This is a genomic window from Paraburkholderia sp. EG286A, from assembly GCF_040965375.1.
Classification (GTDB): Bacteria; Pseudomonadota; Gammaproteobacteria; order Burkholderiales; family Burkholderiaceae; genus Paraburkholderia.
The window spans coordinates 682,228-702,609 of the sequence record NZ_JBFRCB010000003.1; the positions used below are offsets into that span (position 1 = coordinate 682,228).

The window sequence follows — 20,382 nt, forward strand, 5'->3', positions numbered from 1 at the left end:
ATCGACTGAAGCGGCTTTTTTCGCTCTCGTGCGGGTGCGCGAGGCGCGGGTGCTCAGCCCTGCGCGCGCTCGAGCGGCGGCGCGCTCACCCCTTGCCGCACGCTGACCCGGCCGAGATCACGCATGAAGCGGTCGCGCCAGACCGAGACATTGTTCTCGCGCAGCTGGGCCATCATGTCCTGATAGCGCGCGAGGCGCTCGGCAAGCGGCATGGCAAGCGCGGTGCCCAGCGCATCGGCCATGCCGTCGATATCGAGCGGATTGACGATCAGCGCGCCCGACAGCTCCTGCGCCGCGCCGGCGAAGCGCGAGAGCACGAGCACGCCCGGATCCTCGGGATCCTGCGCCGACACGTATTCCTTCGCGACGAGGTTCATGCCGTCGCGCAGCGGCGTGACGTAGCCGACGTTCGACGCCCGGAACAGCGCGGCCAGCACCGCCCGTTCGTACTGGCGGTGGATGTACCAGATCGGCGTCCAGTCGAGTTCCGCGTAACGGCCGTTGATGCGACCCGACTCCGCCTCGAGGCGCAGCCGGATGTCCTGATAGGCATGCAGGTCGGCACGCGTGGGCGGCGCGATCTGCACGAACGAGACCTTGTTGCGCTGCGCCGGCGCGTGGTCGAGCAAGCGTTCGAAAGCGCGAAAGCGCTCCACGAGCCCCTTCGAGTAGTCGAGCCGGTCCACGCTCATGATCACCTTGCGCCCGTGCAGCGTGGATTTGAGCGTGCGCACCGGCTTGCCGCGCTCGCCGGCCTTGGCGAGTTCCGCGATCTCGTCGGGATAGACGCCGATCGGGTAATCGCCCGCGCAGAGCGTCTGCCCGAACGCCTCGATGCGCGTGAGGCCGTCCGGCTGCATCGCCGTCGTGCCCCCCGCCTCGTTCACGATGTAGTCGCAGAATGCGCGCAGATCGGGTTTGGTCTGGAAGCCGAGCAGGTCGAACGCGCACAGCGCCTCAACCAGCTCGCGATGCGGCGGCACCGCCAGCAGCACCTGCGAGGCCGGAAACGGAATGTGCAGGAAGAAGCCGATACGGTTCTTCACGCCCGCCGCGCGCAGCGCCTGGGCGAACGGAATGAGGTGATAGTCGTGGACCCAGATCACGTCGTCTTCGCGCAGCAGCGGCACGAGCTGCTGCGCGAGCCACGCGTTCACGCGGCTATAGCCCTCGTACTCGTGGCGGTCGTACTGGACGAGATCGGCGCGGTAGTGGAACGCGGGCCAGAGCGTCGCGTTCGAGAAACCGCGGTAATACTGGTCGTAGTCGCGCCGCAACAGGCCGATGGTGGCGAAGGTCACAGGACCGCGCTCCTCGAGCGCCATCTGCGGCTGGCCGGAGGTGAGCACGTCCCCGCTCCAGCCGAACCACATGCCGCCGGTTTCCTTGAGTGCGTCGTACACGCCCACCGCGAGGCCGCCCGCGGCCGGACCGCCTTCGGAAATCGGCGCGACGCGGTTCGACACGATGATCAATCGGCTCATGAGGGGCGGGGTCCGTGCAGGAAATCAGGAAGACGTGGCGCGCGCGAGGCGAGGCCTCGGCTCGGGCAAGGCAGGCAATCTACGTGGGTGATGGAGCGAGGCATGCGTGCGATCACCGGGCGCCCGGCATGGCCGCAACGAGCGAGGCGAGCCAGCCGATCAGCGCGTCGACCGAGTCGACGCGCGTCTGCGCGATGGTGTCGCCGCCGCCGACCTTGATCGACAGCCCGCCCAGCGCGTTGACGACAGAGAAACCCTTCTCGTCGGTCAGGTCGTCGCCGGCGAACACCGGGCTGCGGCCCGCGAACGGCGGCTCGTCGAGGAACGCGCGCAGCGCGCGGCCCTTGTCGACGTCCTTCGGCTTGATTTCGTAGACCATCTTGCCGGGCTGCAGCACGTAGGCGTCGGCGTAATCGGCGGCGAGGCGCTCGGTCGCGGCGCGCGCTTCGGCCTCTCGTTCGGGCGCGTTGCGGTAGTGCAGCGCGAGCGACGCGCCCTTGATCTCGAGCAGCATGCCCGCATGCGTACGCACCACTTCCGCGAGCACCTGCTCCATGTGTAGCAAGCGCTGGTCGTTGAAGCCGACACGCTGCGTGTCGCCGTTGGCATCGCGGCGCTCGGCGCCGTGCAGGCCGGCGACGGGCAGATCGGGCATGCCGAGGAAACCGTCGATGCTCTCGATGCCGCGCCCGGAGACGATCGCCACCGCGCCGTGGGTCGCGCGGCGCAACTCGCGCAGCAGCGCGAGCATGTCCGGTCGGACGAGCACGCCATCGGGCGTGGGCGCGAGCTCGACGAGCGTGCCGTCGAAATCAAAGAAAAATGCCGTCTGTTCAGGCGGCAGGACTGCCGGAAGTGCTTGCATTGCGTTCTTTTCACCCATCGGCCTGCTGGCCGGGTATGGCCCCGGGCTGCGCCCAGGGAAAGTGTGCGAATCTTACCGCGCCTTGGATCGATTATCGAGAAAGTAAGGGGCTGACCGCCTGTGCACGCATCCCCGGACTCGAAGATGCGGCATATCGACGCGAGCGATCGGCATGACCGGGGCGCTCGCGACCGCGCGGACCCAATTTTGCTACAGTCGCAGCGACAAGCCGAGCCCGATGGTCTGAGCGAGCGCGGCCGACATAATCCAATCGAGTCGACGAGATTGCCTTTGTTCCCCACCTTCGAGCCCACGCTGCGCACGTTCCGCACCCGCTTGAGCCGCTACCTTCGCGGCGGCATGCGTAGCCTGCGGCATGCGGCGGTGGTGGCCGGTGCGGTGCTGCTCGCCGCGTGCTCGCACCCGGGCGAGGCGTGGCAGCTTACGAACGTGAGCGGTCATCTGCCCGACCTCGACTTCGCGCTCACGGCCGACAATGGCCAAAACGTGACCGGCGCCAGTTTTCGCGGGGACACGACGCTCGTCTACTTCGGCTACACGCATTGCCCGGACGTCTGTCCGGAAACCATGGCGCGCCTGATGCAGGTTATAGCGAAGCTCGGCCCCGATGCGGACAAAGTGCGGATACTCTTCATCAGCGTCGATCCGGCGCGCGACACGCCGCAGGCATTGCACGCCTACGTAGGCGCGTTCGACGCGCGGCATGCGCGCGGCCTGACCGGCACCGACGCCCAGATCGAGTCGCTCGCGCGGCGCTACCGCGTGGCCTACCAGATGGAAAAGCGCGACCCCGACGGCAGCTACGAAGTCACGCACAGTTCGGCCGTGTATGTGTTCGACGCGCAAGGCCATGCGCGCCTGCTCGCCACCGACCACGACTCTCCGGACGCGATCGCGCATGACCTGCGCCGCGTCATAAACGACACGGCGTGAACGCATGCGGCCTCGCCGGTCCAATCATCGGGTTTTGACGCAACAGCAATCGCAACAGGAAACGTTATGACGAAGAACCTCAAGTCACTCACCGTCTCGCTCGGCTGCGCGCTGAGCACCTTCGGTGCGCTCGCCGCCTTCGCGCCCGCCGCACACGCCGCTGCCGGCACGCTGAGCGCGCAGGACGCATGGGTGCGCTGGCTGCCCAACGACCTCCCGGCCGCGGGCTACGTGACGCTCAAGAACGATGGCGACCAGCCGGTCGACCTCGTGGGGGTATCGAGCGACGCTTACGGCATGGTCATGCTGCATCAGACGGTCTCGAATGGCTCGACGCAGAAGATGATCATGGTGCACAAGGCGACGGTGCCCGCGCACGGCACGCTCGCCATCGCACCGGGCGGCTATCACCTGATGCTGGAGAAGGCGAAGCACAAGGTCGCGCCGGGCGACACGGTGAACGTGAAGCTGCAGTTCTCGGACGGCGAAACGCTCGACACGCCGTTCGCGGTCAAGCCGCCCTCGGGACAGTAAGGCCGCAGCACTACCACCGCGCGCGCATTCAAGACTGGTTGCGCGCGCAAGCATGTTGAATCCGCGATGAAGCCGCCGCCATGCTCGCGATGACCCTGCTCTACTGGCTCCAGCCCTGGGAGCCCTCGCCGACCGTGATGATCAGCACGCTGCTCGCCGCGGTGCTGTTCGTGCGCGGCAAGCGGCACGCGCGGGTGTCGCTCGCACGCCAGATCTCGTTCTGGTTCGGGCTTGGCGCGCTCTACGTCGTGCTCCATACGCGTCTCGACTACTACTTCGAGCACGAGTTCTTCATGCATCGCGCGCAGCATCTGGTGCTGCACCACCTGGGGCCGTTCTTCATCGCGCTCGCCTACCCGGGCGCGGCGCTGCGCGCGGGCATTCCGTTCAGGTGGCGGCAGCGCTTCGTGCGCCCCGCGCTCGCCGCACGACCCGTGCGCGTGGCGCTCGACATCGTCATGCATCCCGTCGTCGCGGTCGGGCTCTTTGTCGGGCTCATCTACTTCTGGCTCTTTTCACCGATCCACTTCATCGCCATGCTCGACTGGCGTCTCTACCGCGTCATGAACTGGAGCATGGTGATCGACGGGCTGTTGTTCTGGTGGCTCGTGCTCGACTCGCGCCCCGCGCCGCCCGCGCGCCTCTCGCCGGGCAAGCGCGTGCTCGTCGTGATCGCGGCGATTCCGCCGCAGATCGTGCTCGGCGCGTTCATCTTCTTTACGCCGCGCGAGCTTTACCCGGTCTACTCGATCTGCGGCCGCGCGTTCACCTGGCTCTCGCCCATGCGCGACCAGCAGATCGGCGGCCTGCTACTGTGGATTCCGGGGTCGATGATGAGCGTGGTCGGCGCGCTGGTCGCGCTGCGCCACTGGATGCGGCTATCCGCGCGCGGACGCTTGCAGCGGGACCGTCGGCCCGGCATGCGTCCGGCGGACGGCGTGCGTCAGGAGGAAGAGCGCACCTTGCGCACGTAACGCACTCGAGTGCCGGCGCAAGGTGCGATGAACGTCGAATCAGGCCGAGCGCATCCACACGTGCGGAATGCCGTCCTCGTCGTGAATCTCGCCAACGGGTGAGAAGCCGAACGCACCGTAGAACTTCTGCAGGTGCGCCTGCGCATGCAGACGCATGGCGACGTCCGGCCATTGACGGACGATCTGCGCGATGGCGCGTTCGAGCAGCGCGTTGCCGAGTTTGATGCCGCGGTGGTTTTGCGAGGTCACCACGCGGCCGATGCGCACGTCGGCGTCCTGCGCGTCGGGCAGCAGCACGCGCAGATAGCCCGCGAGCTCTCGCACGCCGCCCTGCTCGCTCCATGCAAACAGATGCCACGCGCCGAAGTCGAGTCCGTCGATATCACCGTACACGCAGTTCTGCTCGACGACGAACGCGTCGGAGCGCAGCTTGAGCATGGCGTAGACTTCGCGCGCGTCGAGCGCATCAAAGGCTTTCCATTGCCAGTCGAATTGGGGCAGCGGCAAGGCGGTGGACTGCACGGTCATGGTCAGTGATTTCCATCAAGGCATCGTCAATGATCACGATTATGCCGCGCGCCGCGCGCGCCACAAACCCGCCACTGCGCAGCGCTCACTTGCGCCGGCGTGCTTGCTCGTATTTGCGCCAGTACTGGAACGGCTCTTCGTGCAAATCGATGTCGAGATCGACGATGCGTGCCTGCATGCTCTCCTGCGCGTCGGCAATCGCCTTGTTGTAGACCGCCGGCGCGATCTCTTCGAGAAAGAAGCCCAGCAGCGCGCCTGCCGCGACGTTGCCGATCGGCTCCTCCATGTTCGCGTCGAAATAGCGCTGGATGGAGGCAATCGCTTCGGTGCGCGCGTCGTCGGGGAGTTCGATGGACATGTGGGGAAACCGCAGAGGAAGGGTTGCGGCTATTTTGCGCCACGTGCGTTCGCGCATCGCGAAAAACGCAGCAAAGCGGGCGCAAAAGACAAAAGCCACCCGAAGGTGGCTTTTGTCTTGCATCTGGAGGCGCGAGCCGGAGTCGAACCGGCCTACACGGCTTTGCAGGCCGCTGCATAACCGCTTTGCTATCGCGCCAGAAGCGGACTGACCGGGATGCGGCAAACTGCTTGCGCCCGCAACGACCGGACAGATTTGTTTGATGGCTTGATACGCTGCTCAAAGCCTGCCAAACAAAAAGGGAAGCGCTGCTTCCCCTTGGCATTTGGAGCGGGAGACGAGTCTCGAACTCGCGACCTCAACCTTGGCAAGGTTGCGCTCTACCAACTGAGCTACTCCCGCAAATGTCCTGCTTTACTGCGACTTTTACTGCTTCGGCACTTCGCTTTTCGCGACTGCAAAAACGCCGCACCTTAAAATCTGGAGCGGGAGACGAGTCTCGAACTCGCGACCTCAACCTTGGCAAGGTTGCGCTCTACCAACTGAGCTACTCCCGCATATTTGCTTCAGATTTCGCCGAATTTTCAACTAACTTCGGCTTATCTTCTGCGATCTCTACCGCATCTGACTGCTTGCTACTTTGTCGTGCAGCGGAGAAGTGAGATTATGTATAACCCGCAGAATCGTGTCAACCCCTTCGCGTGATCTTTTTGGAAAAAGACATAAGGGATTCACAAGCTCCCGCGTTCGCGGATCTGGGGCCACGCGAGCTTCATGTAGTAGAGCATTGACCAGATCGTGAGGAACGCTGCCACGTAGATGAGCCACGCGCCCCACACGCGCGAGTCGAACAGCGTCACGCCGCCGAGCGTGAGCGGCGCGTAGAACAGCAGCATGGGAATCGCGACCATCTGGCACGCGGTCTTGAACTTGCCGAGCGAATTCACGGCCACGCTCTTCGACGCGCCGATCTGCGCCATCCACTCGCGCAGCGCCGAGATCGCGATCTCACGTCCGACGATCACGAGCGCGATCACGGCGTCGAGCCGCTGCAGATGCACGAGCACGAGCAGCGCCGCGGTCACCATGAGCTTGTCCGCGACGGGGTCGAGAAAGGCGCCGAACGAGGAGGTCTGATTCCACTTGCGCGCGAGAAAACCGTCGAACCAGTCCGTGAGCGCCGCCAGCACGAAGAGCAGCATCGCCAGCACGTTCTGCTGCATCGGGGAAAGCACCGTCTGCGGCAGATAGAACACGCCAACCACGAGCGGAATCGCCAGGATCCGCAGCCAGGTCAGGAGAATCGGAATATTGAACGGCATCGGCTGGCGCTATCTGTCGGGGAGATGCAATTATGGGAGATGCAATTGTGCCGCGTCGCCGCACGTGCCACAAGCAACCGTAAGGAATGGCCAGGCCGGAGCTGGCCAACGACGCCGCCGCATCAGTGCAGCTGCTGGTAGATCTGCTCGGCAAGCGAACGCGAGATGCCCTCCACGCTCGCCAGATCCTCCACGCTCGCCGACATCACGCCGCGCAGGCCGCCAAAGCGCGCGAGCAGGCGCTGGCGACGCTTCGCCCCCACGCCCTCCAGCTCTTCGAGACGCGAAGTCTGACGCGTTTTGCCGCGCTTCGCGCGCATGCCCGTGATGGCGAAGCGGTGCGCTTCGTCGCGGATCTGCGCGACGAGCATGAGCGCGGCGCTCTCCTTGCCGAGTTCGAGCGGCGCGCGGCCGTCGGCGAATACGAGCGTTTCGAGGCCGACCTTGCGGCCCTCGCCCTTCGCCACGCCCACCAGCATCGCCGGATCGAGACCCAGTTCGGTGAACACCTGGCGCGCGATCTCGACCTGCCCCTTGCCGCCGTCGATCAGCACGATGTTGGGCAGCGTGCCGCCGGGCGGCGGGGCTTCGACGGTCTCGCCGGCCTCCACGGCTTGCGACTCTGCATCCGGGTCGGCGGGATCGGGCGCCGGCACCGGCGGCGTCTCGTCGGCTTCGGCGCGCGCCGCTTGCGCGACCATCTTCTCGTAGCGCCGCGTGAGCACCTGGCGCATGGCGGCGTAGTCGTCGCCGGGCGTGATGCCCGTGATGTTGTAGCGCCGGTACTCGGCCGACTGCATCTTGTGATGGTGATAGACCACGCATGAGGCCTGGGTCGCCTCGCCCATCGTGTGGCTGATGTCGAAGCACTCGATGCGCAGATGCGCGAGATCGTCCAGTTCGAGCCCGAGCAGTTGCGCGAGCGTGCGCGTGCGGGCCTGCTGCGAGCCCTGCTCGGAGAGCAGACGCGCGAGCGCGAGGCGCGCGTTTTGTTCGGCCATGGCGAGCCATGCGCGCTTCTGACCTTGCGGCTGACGCAGCACCGCGACCTTGTGCCCGGCCTGCTCGCTCAGCACGTCCACGAGTTCGCGGTTCGCGGGCGGATGGCTCACCACCAGCACGGGCGGCACACGATTGCCGAAGTAATGCTGCGCGATGAAGGCGTCGAGCACTTCCGATTCGATGCCGATCTCGCGCGTTCTGCGCGCATCCCCCTGCGGCTCGAGTGCGGCCGTGGCGGATTCGGCATCGCTTGCCGCGTCGTCGTCGCCGGCAAGATCGGCCGCGATGGCGAGCGGATCCGCTTCGAGCGCCGCATCGTCGCGTGCGTCGTCCGCTTGCGCTTCCTCGACGTAGTCCTCCACCGTCTTGCGCGCGAGCGACGGCAGCGACTTCAGCGCGCTCGCTGCGACCACCGTCTCGCTGTCGATTTCCTCAGCGACGCCGCCCTCCTCGTCGGTCAGCGCGCGCTCCACATGCGCGGGGAAATAAGCCTTGTCGCCCAGATGCCGGCCGCCGCGCACCATCGCGAGATTCACGCAAACGCGCCCGCCCAGCGCCACCACGGCAAGAATATCGACGTCGCTCTCGCTGCCGGTTTCGATGGCCTGTTGATGCAGCACCGTCGACAGCGAACTCATCTGGTTGCGCACGGACGCCGCCTGCTCGAACTTCAGCTCGGAGGCGAACGCGTGCATCTTCGTCTCCAGTTCCTTCATCACCTCGTTCTGACGGCCCAGCAAAAAGCGCGATGCGTTGCTCACGTCGCGCGCGTAATCCTCTTCGCCGATGGCGCCCACGCAAGGCGCCGTGCAACGCCCGATCTGATGCAGCAGGCAAGGCCGCGTGCGGTTGTTGAACACCGAGTCCTCGCAGGTGCGCAACTGGAATACGCGTTGCAGGATCTGGATGCTCTCGCGCACCGCCGAGGCGCTCGGAAACGGCCCGAAGTACTGGTTGTTGCGATCCACCGCGCCGCGGTAGTACGCCATGCGCGGGAACTTGTGCCCGGTGATCTTGAGAAACGGATACGACTTGTCGTCGCGAAAAAGGATGTTGTAGCGCGGCGTGAGCGCCTTGATGAGGTTGTTTTCGAGCAGCAGCGCCTCGGCCTCGGAACGCGTGACCGTGGTTTCGATGCGCGCGATACGCGTGATCATCATCGCGATGCGCGGCGAAAGCTGCGTCTTGGTGAAGTAGCTCGACACGCGCTTTTTCAGGTCGCGCGCCTTGCCGACGTAGAGGACCGCGCCTTGCGCGTCGTAGTAGCGGTACACACCCGGCAGATGCGGCAACTGCGCGAGCGCCTTTTTCGGGTCGAAAACGTCGGTGTCGGTCATCCAGTTTCGGGGACGGGCGGTGCGTCGAGAGAGATGAGACCTGGCCTGGCGCCGCCGTCGCGACGCATTCATGGCTGTGTCCTAGAATCGCAAGTTTAGATCATTCCATGCCGCACGGAGCCTGCGCCGAACTTGCCGGCCGGGCGTTCCCCACCCGCTTGCAGCATGGCGGTCCTGATTCTCCGCGTCGTCCGCTACCCATGACAGAAGCCCCCACGCCCACCACCGCCAGCGCTAGCGCCATTGCCTGCGACCTCTTTTGCGCCGTCATCGACAATTTCGGCGACATCGGCGTGTGCTGGCGGCTCGTACGCCAGCTCGCGCACGAGCACGGCTGGCAGGTGCGCCTGTTCGTCGACGACCTGCACGCGTTCCAGCAGCTCTGCCCCGCGCTCGACCCGGGCCGCGCCACGCAAGCGGTCGAAGGCGTAGTGATCGAACACTGGCACGCGCCCGAGCATGCGGGCGACACGCTGCAGATCGCCGATGTCGTGATCGAGGCGTTCGCGTGCGAGCTGCCGGGCGTCTATGTCGCGGCGATGGCCGGGCGCGCGCGCAAGCCCGTCTGGCTCAACCTCGAATATCTGAGCGCCGAGGACTGGGTCGCGGACTTTCATCTGCGGCCCTCGCCGCACCCGCGCTACGCGCTCGCCAAGCACTTCTTCTTTCCCGGCCTCGGCCCCGGCACGGGGGGCGTGCTCAAGGAGCGCACGCTCGATGGCGGGCGCGCCGACTTCGAGCGCTCGCCCGACGAGCGTGCCGCATGGTGGCAGCGCGCCACGGGCGGCGCGCCGCCCGGGCCGGACGCCACCGTGATCTCGCTGTTCGCCTATGAGAACCCCGCCGTCGACCCGCTGCTCGAGCAATGGCGCGACGGCGCGAAGCCGGTGGTCCTGCTCGTGCCGGAGGGCCGCATCTCCGGCGCGCTCGCGCGCTTTTTCGGCGAGCCGGCGTTCGGTGCAGGCTCGCAGGCCACGCGCGGTGCGCTGCGCGCGCACGCACTGGCGTTCACCGAGCAGCGCGGTTACGACCCCCTGCTCTGGGCGAGCGACCTGAACTTCGTGCGCGGCGAGGACTCGTTCGTGCGCGCGCAATGGGCCGCGCGACCGTTCGTGTGGCACATCTATCCGCAAGCCGACGACGCCCATCTGCCGAAGCTCGACGCCGCGCTCGCGCACTACGGCCGCACGCTGCCGAAGGCGCCGCGCGCCGCGCTCGAACGCTTCTGGCATGCGTGGAATGGCCGCGGCACGCCGGACTGGGCCGATTTTGCGCAGCATCTGCCCGTCTACGCGGCGCGTGCCAACGCCTGGGCGGCCGAACTCGGGCAGGTTGGCGATCTCGCCGGAAATCTCGCCGAATTCGCAAAAAGTCAGTTAAAATAAGCGGTTATCCGACGGCAGCCGTCTCAAGCGCTTCGAGTTCCGCGCCCTCCATCGTGCACGCATGAAAGAGGGTCGCAGCAACTGCAGCAGCAGCAACCGAATCCGCTTGCGACGTTTGCCGTCGAGCACACTCGAAGCTACTCAATCTGGACAGGACAGTTTTTTACTATGAAGACCGCACAGGAACTCCGCGTCGGCAACGTCGTGATGATCGGTAACGACGCAATGGTCGTGCAGAAGGCCGAATACAACAAATCGGGCCGCAACTCCGCCGTCGTGAAGATGAAGTTCAAGAACCTGCTGACCGGCGCGGGCATGGAAACCGTGTACAAGGCGGACGACAAGTTCGACGTCGTCGTGCTGGATCGCAAGGAAGTGACGTACTCGTACTTCGCCGACCCGATGTACGTGTTCATGGACGCCGACTACAACCAGTTCGAAGTCGAAGGCGAGATGATGGGCGACGCCCTGAACTACCTCGAAGACGGCATGGCCTGCGAAGTCGTGTTCTACAACGAGAAGGCCATCTCGGTCGAACTGCCGACCGTGCTGGTGCGCGAGATCATCTACACGGAACCGGCCGTCAAGGGCGACACGTCGTCGGGCAAGGTCCTGAAGACCGCCAAGCTGAACACCGGTTTCGAGCTGCAAGTGCCGCTCTTCTGCAACATCGGCGACAAGATCGAAATCGACACGCGTACGAACGAGTACCGCAGCCGCGCCTAAAAGCAGCCTGAACGCAGCGTCAGGCCAACAAGGCGCCCGCCCGCCGCCCCGGCGGCAAAAGGCGGACACCGCGATGAAAGCGCCCCCTCGGGGCGCTTTTTCTTTTTTTGCCGAACGTGTATGTTTGAGAGTGCTACGGAAAACCTTACCGGTTATGCGCAATGGATTGCGTGCTTGCCGCCTTCAGCGGGCAAGCGGCCAAGCAAGCGCGGCGCGCACCGGTCAAAGTGACTCCCGCGGCACGGTTTCTGCTGTGGGGTGAGAGAGCATGCGTACCACGCTCTTTCCCCTTATCAGGAGAAACACAATGAACAACGACATTGCCGAAGGCAAGTGGAAGCAGATGATCGGCAAGGCCAAAGCGGCATGGGGCGAGTTGACGGACGACGAACTCGCAAAGGCCGAAGGCCGTGCGGATCGGCTCGCCGGGCTTATCCAGGAACGTTACGGCAAGACGCGTGACGAGGCAGAACTGGAAGTGCGCCGCTGGTTCGACGCGCACCGGCCACGCGACTGACGCACCGTCCACGGCATGGCCGGTGCGGTGGTCGCCCACTTGCAGGCAAACAGGGGGTTGCACGCATGCCAAAGCGCCTCGCGCTTCGGGCTTGCGCTGCTGCCCGGCCGCCACGCTGCCGGGCAACGCCGTCGCGCCCCCGCTCTGGCGCAGCACAACTGGGAGGACCGGAACTGAACACCCTGCTACGAGACATCTCCGTGATCTCGGTGAAATCTTTCGCATCGTGCCGCGCTCCCGCGCGCCGCGCGGCTGCCTGCCGGGGCGCGTGCGCGACCCCGCGCGCGCAGCGCCGGCGCGACTGCGCTCATCCGTAAGCCGCTACCGCCATGCCACACGCCCTGATTGTCGAAGACGATCCCAATAGCCTGTCAGGTCTCTCTGCGATCCTGTCGGCCGACGGGTTCTCCGTCGACACCGCTGCCACCCTCGCCGAAGCGCGCGCCGCCCTAGCGCGCTTCATCCCCGACGTCGTACTCGTCGACCTGAACCTGCCCGATGGCGGCGGCCTCGAGTTGCTGCCGCATTTGCCCGCGCAGCCGCCAGGCGGCGCGCTGCCCGTGATCGTGATGACCGGCAACGCCACGGTCGAAAGCGCGATCGAAGGCCTGCGCCACGGCATCTGGGACTATCTGCTCAAGCCCGTCAACATTCCGCGCCTGCGCAGCCTGCTCGCGCGCATTCCGCGTCCTTACGAGCTGACCGAGGAAGTCCGCGCGCTGCGCGCCACGCTGCGCAAGATGGGCCACTTCGGGCCGATGCTCGGGCGCAGCAGTGCGATCCAGCATGTCTACGACACGCTCGAACAGCTCGCGCCCACCGAAGCGGCGCTGCTCGTGCACGGCGAAGCCGGCACGGGCAAGGAAGTCGCGGCGCGCACGCTGCACCAGCTGAGCCGCCGCCGCAAGGGGCCGTTCATTGTGTGCGACGCGCGCTCGCTCGTGGCCGAGGCGGCCGCGGGCCGGCCGCTGGCGAGCGTGCTGTTCGGCCACGAGCGCGGTGCGTTCAGCGGCGCGGAACAGCGCGAGCCGGGTCTCGTCGATCAGGCGAGCGGCGGCACGCTCTTCATCGACGAGCTGACCGACCTGCCGCGCGAGCAGCAGGAAACGCTGCTGCGCGCGCTCGATTCGCAGACCTTCATGCGCGTGGGCGGCAACAGCGAGGTGGGCACCGATTTCCGCCTGATCGCGGCAACCCGCGCGAACCCGCGCGAAGCCGTCCAGCAGGGCGCGCTGCACGACGATCTGTGGCTGCGCCTCGACGCCGCGGCGATCCAGCTGCCACCGCTGCGAGAGCGCGACGACGACGCTGCCCTGCTCGCGCTCGCGTGCATCGACGAACTCAATCAGGAGGCCCAGGCGCACGGTCTGGCCGGCGCGACGCGGCTCGTCGCGCCCTCGTTCATCCGCGAGTGCCTCGCGTATGACTGGCCCGGCAACGTGCGCGAACTGCACGAACGCGTGAGGCGCGCGTGGCACGCCTCGGGCGAGGTGCTGGAAACGCTGCAGGCCGAGGAAAGCAGCGGCGCGGGCCCGCGCGAGATGAACGGCGGCCGCGTGCAGGTCACCGTGGGCACGCCACTCGCCGACGTGGAGGAAATGCTGATCCGCGCGACGCTCGACGCCGTGGGCGGCACGCGGCACCGCGCCGCGTCGCTGCTCGGCATCAGCCCCAAGACGCTCTACAACAAGCTCCAGCGCATGCGGCTCAACTGAACCGGCAAAGCGCACGCACGTTGTAAAAAGGCTGCCCTTCGTTTCCGAAGGACAGCCTTGTTTCATTGCGCCGATGCGGCAGTCAGGGCGTCAGGGCAATACGCTGCGCAGCAATGCCTGCGCCTCGATGTACCCCGGGTCCGCCACCATCCTGTCCCAGCGCTGCGCCTTGCCGCGCGCGCGCATGCGCCTGATGCGCAGGCCCGAAGCCTTGGCGGCGCGGCGCGGCTCAATGGTGCGCAACGCGTCGAGCACCTTTTCGGCCTCGTGCGGCTGGTTGCAGATCAGCACCATGTCGCAGCCCGCCTCGAGCGCGGCGCGCGCGCCCTCGGTGAGCGTACCGCCCTGGCGCGCGGCCTCCATCGAGAGGTCGTCGCTGAAGATCGCGCCCGTGAAGCGCAGGCGCTTGCGCAACACTTCCTCGACCCAGATGCGCGAAAAGCCCGCGGGCTTCGAGTCGACCTTCGGATAAATCACGTGCCCCGGCATCACCGCTGTGAGCGACAGACCGAGCCAGTCGTAAGGCTGCGCGTCTTCGCCGAGGATCGCTTCGAGCGGACGCTCGTCGACGGGCACCGCGACGTGCGAGTCCGCCGTCGCGAAGCCATGCCCCGGGAAGTGCTTGCCGCAATTGGCCATGCCCGCAAGCGAAAGCCCGTGATTGAGACTCTTGGCGAGCAGCGTGACGACGCGCGGATCGCGATGGAACGCGCGATCGCCCACCACCTTCGACTGACCGTAGCCGAGATCGAGCACCGGGGTGAACGAGAGATCGATGCCGCACGCGCGCAGTTCGCTCGCGAGGATATAGCCCACTGCCGTCGCGAGCTTGGTGGCGAGCAGCACGTCCTTGTCCCACAGCGCGCCGAGGCGCCCCATGGCGGGCAGCACGGTGAAGCCGTCGGTGCGAAAGCGCTGCACGCGGCCGCCTTCGTGGTCGACGGCGATCAGCAGGTCCTCGCGCACCGCGCGGATGGCGTCGGTCAGCGCGACGAGCTGCGCGCGGTTCTCGTAGTGGCGCGCGAACAGGATCGCGCCGCCGGTCATCGGGTGCGCGAGGCGGCGGACATCGTCGTCGTTCAGCGTGGTGCCGACCACGTCGAGCATTACTGGCCCGGGATTATTCTTCATCGATGAGTTTTGCGTAGATGCCGCGCAACGCACGGCGAAAGAGATCAGCCGTTGATTTCCGCCACCACGAACGACACCGCGTAGTCATGCTCGTCGGTGATGCTCACGCGCGCCGTGATACCGCGTTCGTCGAGCCACCGCGCGAGTTCGCCCGAAGCGACGATCACCGGACGGCCGCCCGGCTCGTTGAGGGTCTGCATGGCGCGCCAGGTCATCGGCATGCGCATGCCGAGGCCGATCGCTTTCGAGAACGCCTCTTTCGCGGAGAACCGCGTGCACAGATATGCGAGGCCCCGCGCCGCCGAGCGCGCCTTGCGCGCCTCATAGACGGCAAGCTCGTCCGGGCCGAGGACGCGCGGCGCGAAGCGCCCGTTGGTGCGCTCCATGACTGCCGCCACGCGGCTCACCTGGATGATGTCGGTGCCGATACCGTAGATCGCCATGAGACTCCCGTCGATGTCTGTCGATTGCGCGCGGCGCGATGGCGCGGGGTAGCAGTCAGCCGCGCGTGCCGAGGCGCGCCGCCACCATGATCGCCTTCATTTCGCGCACCGCGTTCTCCCAGCCCGCGAAGACCGCGTGCGCCACGATCGCGTGGCCGATGTTCAGCTCGACGATGCCGTCGATGGCCGCGATCTGCTGCACGTTCGTGTAGTGCAGACCGTGGCCGGCGTTCACCTTCAACCCGAGGCTGTTGCCGCAGCTCACGCCGGTGACCACTCGCTCGTATTCGCGCTCCTGCTCGCCGGCGTCGTGCGCCTCGGCGTAGCGGCCCGTGTGCAGCTCGATCACGGGCGCGCCCGTTTCGTGCGCCGCGCGGATCTGCGTTTCGTCCGGGTCGATGAAAAGCGAGACGCGGCAGCCCGCATCGGCAAGCTGACGGCAGGCGGCGGCAACGGCGTCGAAGTGGCCCGCGACGTCGAGGCCGCCTTCGGTCGTCAGCTCCGCGCGCTTTTCGGGCACGAGGCAAACGTCGTGCGGTTTGATCTCGCACGCGATGTCGAGCATCTCGGCCGTCACCGCGCATTCGAGGTTCATGCGCGTCTTCAGTTGCGGACGCAGCGCGCGCACGTCGGCGTCGACGATATGGCGGCGATCCTCGCGCAGATGCAGCGTGATTGCGTCGGCGCCCGCCTCTTCGGCGAGCAGCGCCGCGCGGATCGGATCGGGATAAGCGGTGCCGCGCGCGTTGCGCAGCGTGGCGACGTGGTCGATGTTCACACCGAGGTCGATCACGTTGGGCGAAGTGAGAAAGAAGCTCATAAGTTCTGCAAGTCGATCAGAATCTGGCGCGTCGCGAGCGGCGTGCCGCCAAGGTACGTGTTCAGCAGGAAGCGCATGAGCGCCTTGCTCTGCGCAACCGTCTGGGGTCGATGGTAATCGTCCTCTTCCATGTCGAGCAACGTCTGGCCCGAAAGCCGGGGCCATTGGGAAGGCCATTCGTCTGACGCCTCGCGCACGCCGCGTTCCGGATCGAACACGTAGCGCCCTTCGGCCGCGACGGTCTTGCGGTTCACGGTGCGGTTGAGCGCGAGCGCGTAGCCCGCCTCGCGCAGCAGCACGCGCTCGAACGAGCGCAGCACCTGCACGGGCGGCTCGTCGTGCGCGAGGCGCGTGAGCGTCACGACGTAGTGGCGAAAGAGTTCGGGGTGCGGGTCTTCGCGCGCAATGAACTTCACGAGCAGCTCGTTCACGTAGAAACCGCACAGCAGCGCGTCGCCGGTCAGCGGCAACATGCCGCCGACCCACTCGGCGCCGGTGAGCGTGCGCACCTCGCCCTTGCCGGTCCACGAAAGCGCGAGCGGCTGGAAGGTCTGCAGCACGCCGCGCAACGCCGAATGCGGACGCTTCGCGCCCTTCGCGACGAGCGCCACGCGGCCGTGATCGCGCGAGAGCACATCGATGATGAGGCTCGTCTCGCGGTACGGATAGCTGTGCAGCACGAAAGCCGGCTGCTCGGCGATGCGGTAATCGGGGGTCGTGCTGCGTGACGCGCGCGGCAATTGCGAGCGCGCGGTGGTCTTGCGGCCGTTGCGCGGTTCGGCACGGCCTTCGAGCGTGGCGTCGGCGCCTTCGGTCATCGCGTTGCGCGTGGCGGCGCCTTTCGTCGCCTTCGTGCTGCGCGTGCTCGTCGTGCCTTGGGTGCCTTTCGCGGGCGAGCGACGCGCGCTGCGGGAACCGGTCGGTTCGTCCGCAGCGATTGCCTCGTCGGCCTGCGCGTCTTCGTGCGCGGGCCAGTCGTCGTGCAGGGTTCCGGCTGCGCCGTCACTCATACGCGGTGCCCGTCGTGCTTACTCGTAACCGTAGGCGCGCAGCCCGGCTTCGTTGTCGGCCCAGCCGCTCTTCACCTTCACGAAGGTTTCGAGGTACACGGGACCGTCGAACAGCTTCTCCATGTCGAGTCGCGCCTCGGTGCTGATCTGCTTGAGCTTCGCGCCCTTCTGGCCGATCACCATCGCCTTCTGCGTGTCGCGCTCGACGAGAATCGTCGCGAAGACACGGCGCAGCCGCCCTTCCTGCTCGAACTTGTCGATCAGCACCGTGCTCGTGTACGGGAGTTCGTCGCCGGTCCAGCGGAACACCTTCTCGCGCAGGATTTCGGCTGCGAGGAAGCGCTCGCTGCGATCGGTGAGGTCGTCTTCGCCGTAGATCGGCTCGCCTTCGGGCAGATACGGCTTGAGCGTCGCGAGCAGGCGCTTGATGTCGTCCGGATTATTTGCCGAAAGCGGCACGATCTCGCGGAATTCGCGCAGACCCTGCACCTGCTGGATGAACGGATAGAGCGTGCCCTTGTCGGTCACGCGGTCGATCTTGTTGGCGATCAGGATCGTGGGCGCGTTCGGGGGAATCAGGTCGAGCACTTTCTGGTCGTCGGGACCGAACTTGCCGGCCTCGATCACGAACAGCACGGCATCGACCGAACTGAGCGTGGAGGTCACCGCGCGGTTCAGCGAGCGGTTGAGCGCCGTGCTGTGGCGCGTCTGGAAACCGGGTGTGTCGACGAAAATGTACTGCGCGTCGTCGATCGTGTTGATGCCGGTGATGCGATGGCGCGTGGTCTGCGCCTTGCGCGACGTGATGCTGATCTTCTGGCCGACCAGCGCGTTCATCAGCGTCGATTTGCCGACGTTCGGACGGCCGACGATCGCGACCATGCCGCAACGGAAACCGGCAGGAGTGGAGGTGGGAGCGTTCATGATCGGACCGGAATAGAAAAACGGGAGGCGCGCTCGCGGCGCGCCTCGGTGGAATCAGTGGCCGGCATCGGCCGCGCGCACGGGAATGGCCGTCGTGGCTTCGGCATGCGTCTGGGCATCGGTGCTCGCGCTGCCGGTCGTTGCGGTTTGCACGCGCTCGACGGTGCGCAACGCCGCTTCGGCTTTCACCGCGGCCGACCGGTGGCCGATGGCGCCGGCGCTCGGTACGGCGTCGAAGCCCGTGGCTTTGTCGGCGGGCTTGTCGCTGGCCTTGTCAGCACCGCGCTCGGCCTTCTCCGCGGGCTTTTCAGCCGGTTTGTCCTTCTCCGCCGGACGCTCCTGGACGTGCGCCGCGCGTATCACCGCGAGCGGCGCGCCTTCGGCTGCCGCGGTTTGCGCCGCACGCTCGCTACGCGCCGAAGCGCGCTCGCGGCGCTCCGGCGAGCGCAAATCGAGGGCGCCCTGCACACCGGTCACGCCGGGGACGACCTCAGGCTCCGGTTTGGGCGCGCGCGCGCCCTTCGAGCGACGCGGCTTCGCGACCAGCGCGGGCGCCGCCGCCATGACCTCGTCGAGCGCCTTCTTCGCCGCGGCCTGCTCCGCCGCGCGACGGCTCGCGCCCGAACCCGACACCTTCACGTCGAGCTTCGGCACCGTGCATTCGACTTCGAACTGCTGATTGTGCGCCGCACCATGCGTCGCGACGACCGTGTAGGTCGGCAATGCGATCTTGTGACCCTGCAGGTATTCCTGCAGCAGCGTCTTGGAATCCTTGCCGAGCGTGCGCGGATCGATGTGATCGAGGATCGGCACGTAGAGGCGCTTGATGACCGTCTGGGCGGCGTCGAAGCCGCCGTCGAGGAAGATCGCCCCGAAGATCGCCTCCAGCGCGTCGGCGAGGATCGACGGGCGGCGGAAGCCGCCGCTGCGCAACTCGCCTTCGCCGAGGCGCAGGCCGTCGGCAATATTGAGGGCCTGAGCGATCTCGTAAAGCGACTGCTGCTTGACCAGGTTCGCGCGCACGCGCGAGAGGTCGCCTTCGTCCAGCTTGCCAAAACGTTGGAACAATAGGGCAGCCACCGCGCAATTCAGAACCGAATCACCGAGGAATTCGAGGCGTTCGTTATGCGTGGCACTGTGACTGCGGTGGGTTAAAGCCTGGCGCAGCAATTCCGCATTGCGAAATTCGTAGCGCAAACGGCTTTCCAACGGAGATTGGGGCATGGGGAGAGTATAACGCGCCCGCCGCCCCCGGCGAAAACAGGGGGCGGCGGGCGAAAAACCGTGACGAAGCGACGTTACCGGGGATTCTTCAAGTAGCGCGCGAAGATGCAATGCGCGTGATGCGAGTGAGTCTCGGGTTCGAGCATACGCTTTTCGTTGCTGCTTCTAATGCTTCTTCGCGCGCGTGCTCGACGTGCATCGCACGTCGAGCCAACACGAATTACTCGAACGAACCGATGCGGCGCAGGTTGCTGAAGTTCATCCAGATGAAGAACGCGCGGCCCACGATGTTCGCGTCGGGCACGAAGCCCCAGTAGCGGCTGTCCGCGCTGTTGTCGCGGTTATCGCCCATCATGAAGTAGTGGCCCGCCGGCACCTTGCAGACCACGCCGCGCGCGTTGTACTGGCAGTTGTCGCGATACGGATAATCCTCTGCGCCCACGATGAACGGCGGCACCGCGGGGTTGTTGAGGATGTTGTTCTTGCGGCCGCTGCCGAGATCTTCCGTGAACTGCTTCGCGTAGCCGATGCGCTCTTCGTCGAAGAAGTCGCCCTGCGGCACTTCCGGCACCGGCTTGCCGTTGATCGTGAGCTGCTTGTCCTGATAGGAAACCACGTCGCCCGGCAGGCCGATCACGCGCTTGATGTAGTCGACCGACTCGTCCTTCGGATAGCGGAACACGACCACGTCGCCACGCTCGAGCGGGCGGCCCTGGGTGATCTTCGTGTTCGTGATCGGCAGGCGGATGCCGTAGTCGAACTTGTTCACGAGGATGAAGTCGCCCACGAGCAGCGTGGGCACCATCGAACCCGACGGAATCTTGAACGGCTCGACGACGAACGAGCGCACGAGGAACACGATCAGGATGACGGGGAAGAAGCTCGCCGTGTACTCGAGCCACCACGGCTGGCGCAGCTTGTCGTTGCGCAGGTTCTGACGCGTGACGGGCGCGTTTTCATCGGCGAAGCGCTCGCCCACACGTTCCTGCTGACGGTCGAACTCCGCGACCGCCGCATCGGCGGCGAGGCGCCGGCGCGGCATGAACACCAGTTTGTCTGCAACCCACGCAACGCCCGTCAAGATGACGAGCACAAAGAGTATCAGCGCAAAATTCATGTAGAGAGATCC

The 20,382-nt window shown here is 66.2% G+C and carries 20 protein-coding genes and 3 tRNA genes; 7 read left to right on the forward strand and 16 right to left on the reverse strand.

Features of this window, described 5'->3' with window-relative positions; translation table 11 throughout:
* Positions 1-53 precede the first annotated feature (53 nt).
* A complete protein-coding gene (otsA, locus tag AB4Y35_RS15825) occupies positions 54-1,484 on the reverse strand; it encodes an alpha,alpha-trehalose-phosphate synthase (UDP-forming) (protein WP_368705025.1) in 1,431 nt (476 codons plus the stop codon).
* 112 nt (positions 1,485-1,596) lie between these two features.
* A complete protein-coding gene (gene otsB / locus AB4Y35_RS15830; protein WP_368705026.1) occupies positions 1,597-2,349 on the reverse strand; it encodes a trehalose-phosphatase in 753 nt (250 codons plus the stop codon).
* Between the two features lie 360 nt (positions 2,350-2,709).
* Between otsB and AB4Y35_RS15835 the strand changes: the two genes are divergently transcribed.
* The 3 genes from AB4Y35_RS15835 (at position 2,710) to AB4Y35_RS15845 (ending at position 4,811) form a co-directional block, all read left to right on the forward strand.
* Complete coding sequence (locus AB4Y35_RS15835) at positions 2,710-3,303, forward strand: SCO family protein (RefSeq protein WP_368705418.1); 594 nt, start codon at positions 2,710-2,712, stop codon at positions 3,301-3,303.
* 66 nt (positions 3,304-3,369) lie between these two features.
* A complete protein-coding gene (locus AB4Y35_RS15840; RefSeq protein WP_368686600.1) occupies positions 3,370-3,837 on the forward strand; it encodes a copper chaperone PCu(A)C in 468 nt (155 codons plus the stop codon).
* A gap of 89 nt (positions 3,838-3,926) precedes the next feature.
* A complete protein-coding gene (locus AB4Y35_RS15845) occupies positions 3,927-4,811 on the forward strand; it encodes a cytochrome c oxidase assembly protein (protein WP_368705419.1) in 885 nt (294 codons plus the stop codon).
* A 39-nt stretch (positions 4,812-4,850) separates the two neighbouring features.
* Here the strand turns inward: AB4Y35_RS15845 and AB4Y35_RS15850 are convergent, their stop codons facing one another.
* The 7 genes from AB4Y35_RS15850 to uvrC all read right to left on the reverse strand — a co-directional run bounded on the left by AB4Y35_RS15850 (position 4,851) and on the right by uvrC (position 9,358).
* Positions 4,851-5,339: a GNAT family N-acetyltransferase gene (locus tag AB4Y35_RS15850; protein WP_368705027.1), complete on the reverse strand. Its 489-nt coding sequence runs from the start codon at positions 5,337-5,339 to the stop codon at positions 4,851-4,853.
* An 85-nt stretch (positions 5,340-5,424) separates the two neighbouring features.
* Positions 5,425-5,697: a DUF2164 domain-containing protein gene (locus AB4Y35_RS15855; protein ID WP_368705028.1), complete on the reverse strand. Its 273-nt coding sequence runs from the start codon at positions 5,695-5,697 to the stop codon at positions 5,425-5,427.
* A 124-nt stretch (positions 5,698-5,821) separates the two neighbouring features.
* Positions 5,822-5,895 (reverse strand) — tRNA-Cys (locus AB4Y35_RS15860).
* Between the two features lie 128 nt (positions 5,896-6,023).
* Positions 6,024-6,099 (reverse strand) — tRNA-Gly (locus AB4Y35_RS15865).
* A 79-nt stretch (positions 6,100-6,178) separates the two neighbouring features.
* Positions 6,179-6,254 (reverse strand) — tRNA-Gly (locus AB4Y35_RS15870).
* A gap of 174 nt (positions 6,255-6,428) precedes the next feature.
* Positions 6,429-7,019, reverse strand: coding sequence for a CDP-diacylglycerol--glycerol-3-phosphate 3-phosphatidyltransferase (gene pgsA / locus AB4Y35_RS15875; protein WP_368705029.1), 591 nt, complete (start codon positions 7,017-7,019; stop codon positions 6,429-6,431).
* Between the two features lie 122 nt (positions 7,020-7,141).
* Positions 7,142-9,358 (reverse strand): excinuclease ABC subunit UvrC, encoded by a 2,217-nt coding sequence (gene uvrC, locus AB4Y35_RS15880; RefSeq protein WP_368705030.1) that lies wholly within the window; start codon positions 9,356-9,358, stop codon positions 7,142-7,144.
* Between the two features lie 200 nt (positions 9,359-9,558).
* Between uvrC and earP the strand changes: the two genes are divergently transcribed.
* From earP to AB4Y35_RS15900, 4 genes are all read left to right on the forward strand, one after another.
* Complete coding sequence (earP, locus tag AB4Y35_RS15885) at positions 9,559-10,743, forward strand: elongation factor P maturation arginine rhamnosyltransferase EarP (protein ID WP_368705031.1); 1,185 nt, start codon at positions 9,559-9,561, stop codon at positions 10,741-10,743.
* Positions 10,744-10,911: 168 nt separating this feature from the next.
* Positions 10,912-11,469: an elongation factor P gene (gene efp, locus AB4Y35_RS15890; RefSeq protein WP_133183590.1), complete on the forward strand. Its 558-nt coding sequence runs from the start codon at positions 10,912-10,914 to the stop codon at positions 11,467-11,469.
* Positions 11,470-11,776: 307 nt separating this feature from the next.
* Positions 11,777-11,986: a CsbD family protein gene (locus tag AB4Y35_RS15895; protein ID WP_368686604.1), complete on the forward strand. Its 210-nt coding sequence runs from the start codon at positions 11,777-11,779 to the stop codon at positions 11,984-11,986.
* A 329-nt stretch (positions 11,987-12,315) separates the two neighbouring features.
* Complete coding sequence (locus AB4Y35_RS15900) at positions 12,316-13,701, forward strand: sigma-54 dependent transcriptional regulator (RefSeq protein ID WP_342921866.1); 1,386 nt, start codon at positions 12,316-12,318, stop codon at positions 13,699-13,701.
* 90 nt (positions 13,702-13,791) lie between these two features.
* Here the strand turns inward: AB4Y35_RS15900 and nagZ are convergent, their stop codons facing one another.
* The 7 genes from nagZ to lepB form a co-directional block, all read right to left on the reverse strand.
* Complete coding sequence (gene nagZ, locus AB4Y35_RS15905; RefSeq protein ID WP_368705032.1) at positions 13,792-14,832, reverse strand: beta-N-acetylhexosaminidase; 1,041 nt, start codon at positions 14,830-14,832, stop codon at positions 13,792-13,794.
* A 44-nt stretch (positions 14,833-14,876) separates the two neighbouring features.
* The gene (gene acpS / locus AB4Y35_RS15910; RefSeq protein WP_069262930.1) at positions 14,877-15,275 is read right to left on the reverse strand and encodes a holo-ACP synthase; all 399 of its coding nucleotides are present in this window, start codon (positions 15,273-15,275) and stop codon (positions 14,877-14,879) included.
* 55 nt (positions 15,276-15,330) lie between these two features.
* Complete coding sequence (pdxJ, locus tag AB4Y35_RS15915; protein ID WP_368705033.1) at positions 15,331-16,095, reverse strand: pyridoxine 5'-phosphate synthase; 765 nt, start codon at positions 16,093-16,095, stop codon at positions 15,331-15,333.
* Entirely contained in the window at positions 16,092-17,105 is a 1,014-nt protein-coding gene (recO, locus tag AB4Y35_RS15920; RefSeq protein ID WP_368705034.1) for a DNA repair protein RecO, read from the reverse strand. The genes pdxJ and recO overlap by 4 nt, the downstream gene beginning before the upstream one ends.
* Positions 17,106-17,123: 18 nt before the next feature.
* Entirely contained in the window at positions 17,124-18,029 is a 906-nt protein-coding gene (era, locus tag AB4Y35_RS15925) for a GTPase Era (protein WP_133183594.1), read from the reverse strand.
* Positions 18,030-18,083: 54 nt separating this feature from the next.
* The gene (gene rnc / locus AB4Y35_RS15930) at positions 18,084-19,253 is read right to left on the reverse strand and encodes a ribonuclease III (RefSeq protein WP_368705035.1); all 1,170 of its coding nucleotides are present in this window, start codon (positions 19,251-19,253) and stop codon (positions 18,084-18,086) included.
* 220 nt (positions 19,254-19,473) lie between these two features.
* Positions 19,474-20,370, reverse strand: a complete 897-nt coding sequence (gene lepB, locus AB4Y35_RS15935; protein ID WP_368705036.1) for a signal peptidase I — start codon at positions 20,368-20,370, stop codon at positions 19,474-19,476.
* Positions 20,371-20,382: the final 12 nt, after the last annotated feature.

What these genes read in the sequence shown, in the direction of transcription:
- AB4Y35_RS15840 (WP_368686600.1), top strand. Translation starts at nt 3,370, where the DNA reads ATGACGAAGAACCTCAAGTCACTCACCGTCTCGCTCGGCTGCGCGCTG.
- pgsA (WP_368705029.1), bottom strand. Translation starts at nt 7,019, where the DNA reads ATGCCGTTCAATATTCCGATTCTCCTGACCTGGCTGCGGATCCTGGCG.
- lepB (WP_368705036.1), bottom strand. Translation starts at nt 20,370, where the DNA reads ATGAATTTTGCGCTGATACTCTTTGTGCTCGTCATCTTGACGGGCGTT.
- otsB (WP_368705026.1), bottom strand. Translation starts at nt 2,349, where the DNA reads ATGCAAGCACTTCCGGCAGTCCTGCCGCCTGAACAGACGGCATTTTTC.
- acpS (WP_069262930.1), bottom strand. Translation starts at nt 15,275, where the DNA reads ATGGCGATCTACGGTATCGGCACCGACATCATCCAGGTGAGCCGCGTG.
- AB4Y35_RS15850 (WP_368705027.1), bottom strand. Translation starts at nt 5,339, where the DNA reads ATGACCGTGCAGTCCACCGCCTTGCCGCTGCCCCAATTCGACTGGCAA.
- AB4Y35_RS15895 (WP_368686604.1), top strand. Translation starts at nt 11,777, where the DNA reads ATGAACAACGACATTGCCGAAGGCAAGTGGAAGCAGATGATCGGCAAG.
- AB4Y35_RS15845 (WP_368705419.1), top strand. Translation starts at nt 3,927, where the DNA reads ATGACCCTGCTCTACTGGCTCCAGCCCTGGGAGCCCTCGCCGACCGTG.
- nagZ (WP_368705032.1), bottom strand. Translation starts at nt 14,832, where the DNA reads ATGAAGAATAATCCCGGGCCAGTAATGCTCGACGTGGTCGGCACCACG.
- uvrC (WP_368705030.1), bottom strand. Translation starts at nt 9,358, where the DNA reads ATGACCGACACCGACGTTTTCGACCCGAAAAAGGCGCTCGCGCAGTTG.
- recO (WP_368705034.1), bottom strand. Translation starts at nt 17,105, where the DNA reads ATGAGTGACGGCGCAGCCGGAACCCTGCACGACGACTGGCCCGCGCAC.
- AB4Y35_RS15855 (WP_368705028.1), bottom strand. Translation starts at nt 5,697, where the DNA reads ATGTCCATCGAACTCCCCGACGACGCGCGCACCGAAGCGATTGCCTCC.
- earP (WP_368705031.1), top strand. Translation starts at nt 9,559, where the DNA reads ATGACAGAAGCCCCCACGCCCACCACCGCCAGCGCTAGCGCCATTGCC.
- era (WP_133183594.1), bottom strand. Translation starts at nt 18,029, where the DNA reads ATGAACGCTCCCACCTCCACTCCTGCCGGTTTCCGTTGCGGCATGGTC.
- rnc (WP_368705035.1), bottom strand. Translation starts at nt 19,253, where the DNA reads ATGCCCCAATCTCCGTTGGAAAGCCGTTTGCGCTACGAATTTCGCAAT.
- otsA (WP_368705025.1), bottom strand. Translation starts at nt 1,484, where the DNA reads ATGAGCCGATTGATCATCGTGTCGAACCGCGTCGCGCCGATTTCCGAA.
- AB4Y35_RS15900 (WP_342921866.1), top strand. Translation starts at nt 12,316, where the DNA reads ATGCCACACGCCCTGATTGTCGAAGACGATCCCAATAGCCTGTCAGGT.
- pdxJ (WP_368705033.1), bottom strand. Translation starts at nt 16,095, where the DNA reads ATGAGCTTCTTTCTCACTTCGCCCAACGTGATCGACCTCGGTGTGAAC.
- efp (WP_133183590.1), top strand. Translation starts at nt 10,912, where the DNA reads ATGAAGACCGCACAGGAACTCCGCGTCGGCAACGTCGTGATGATCGGT.
- AB4Y35_RS15835 (WP_368705418.1), top strand. Translation starts at nt 2,710, where the DNA reads ATGCGTAGCCTGCGGCATGCGGCGGTGGTGGCCGGTGCGGTGCTGCTC.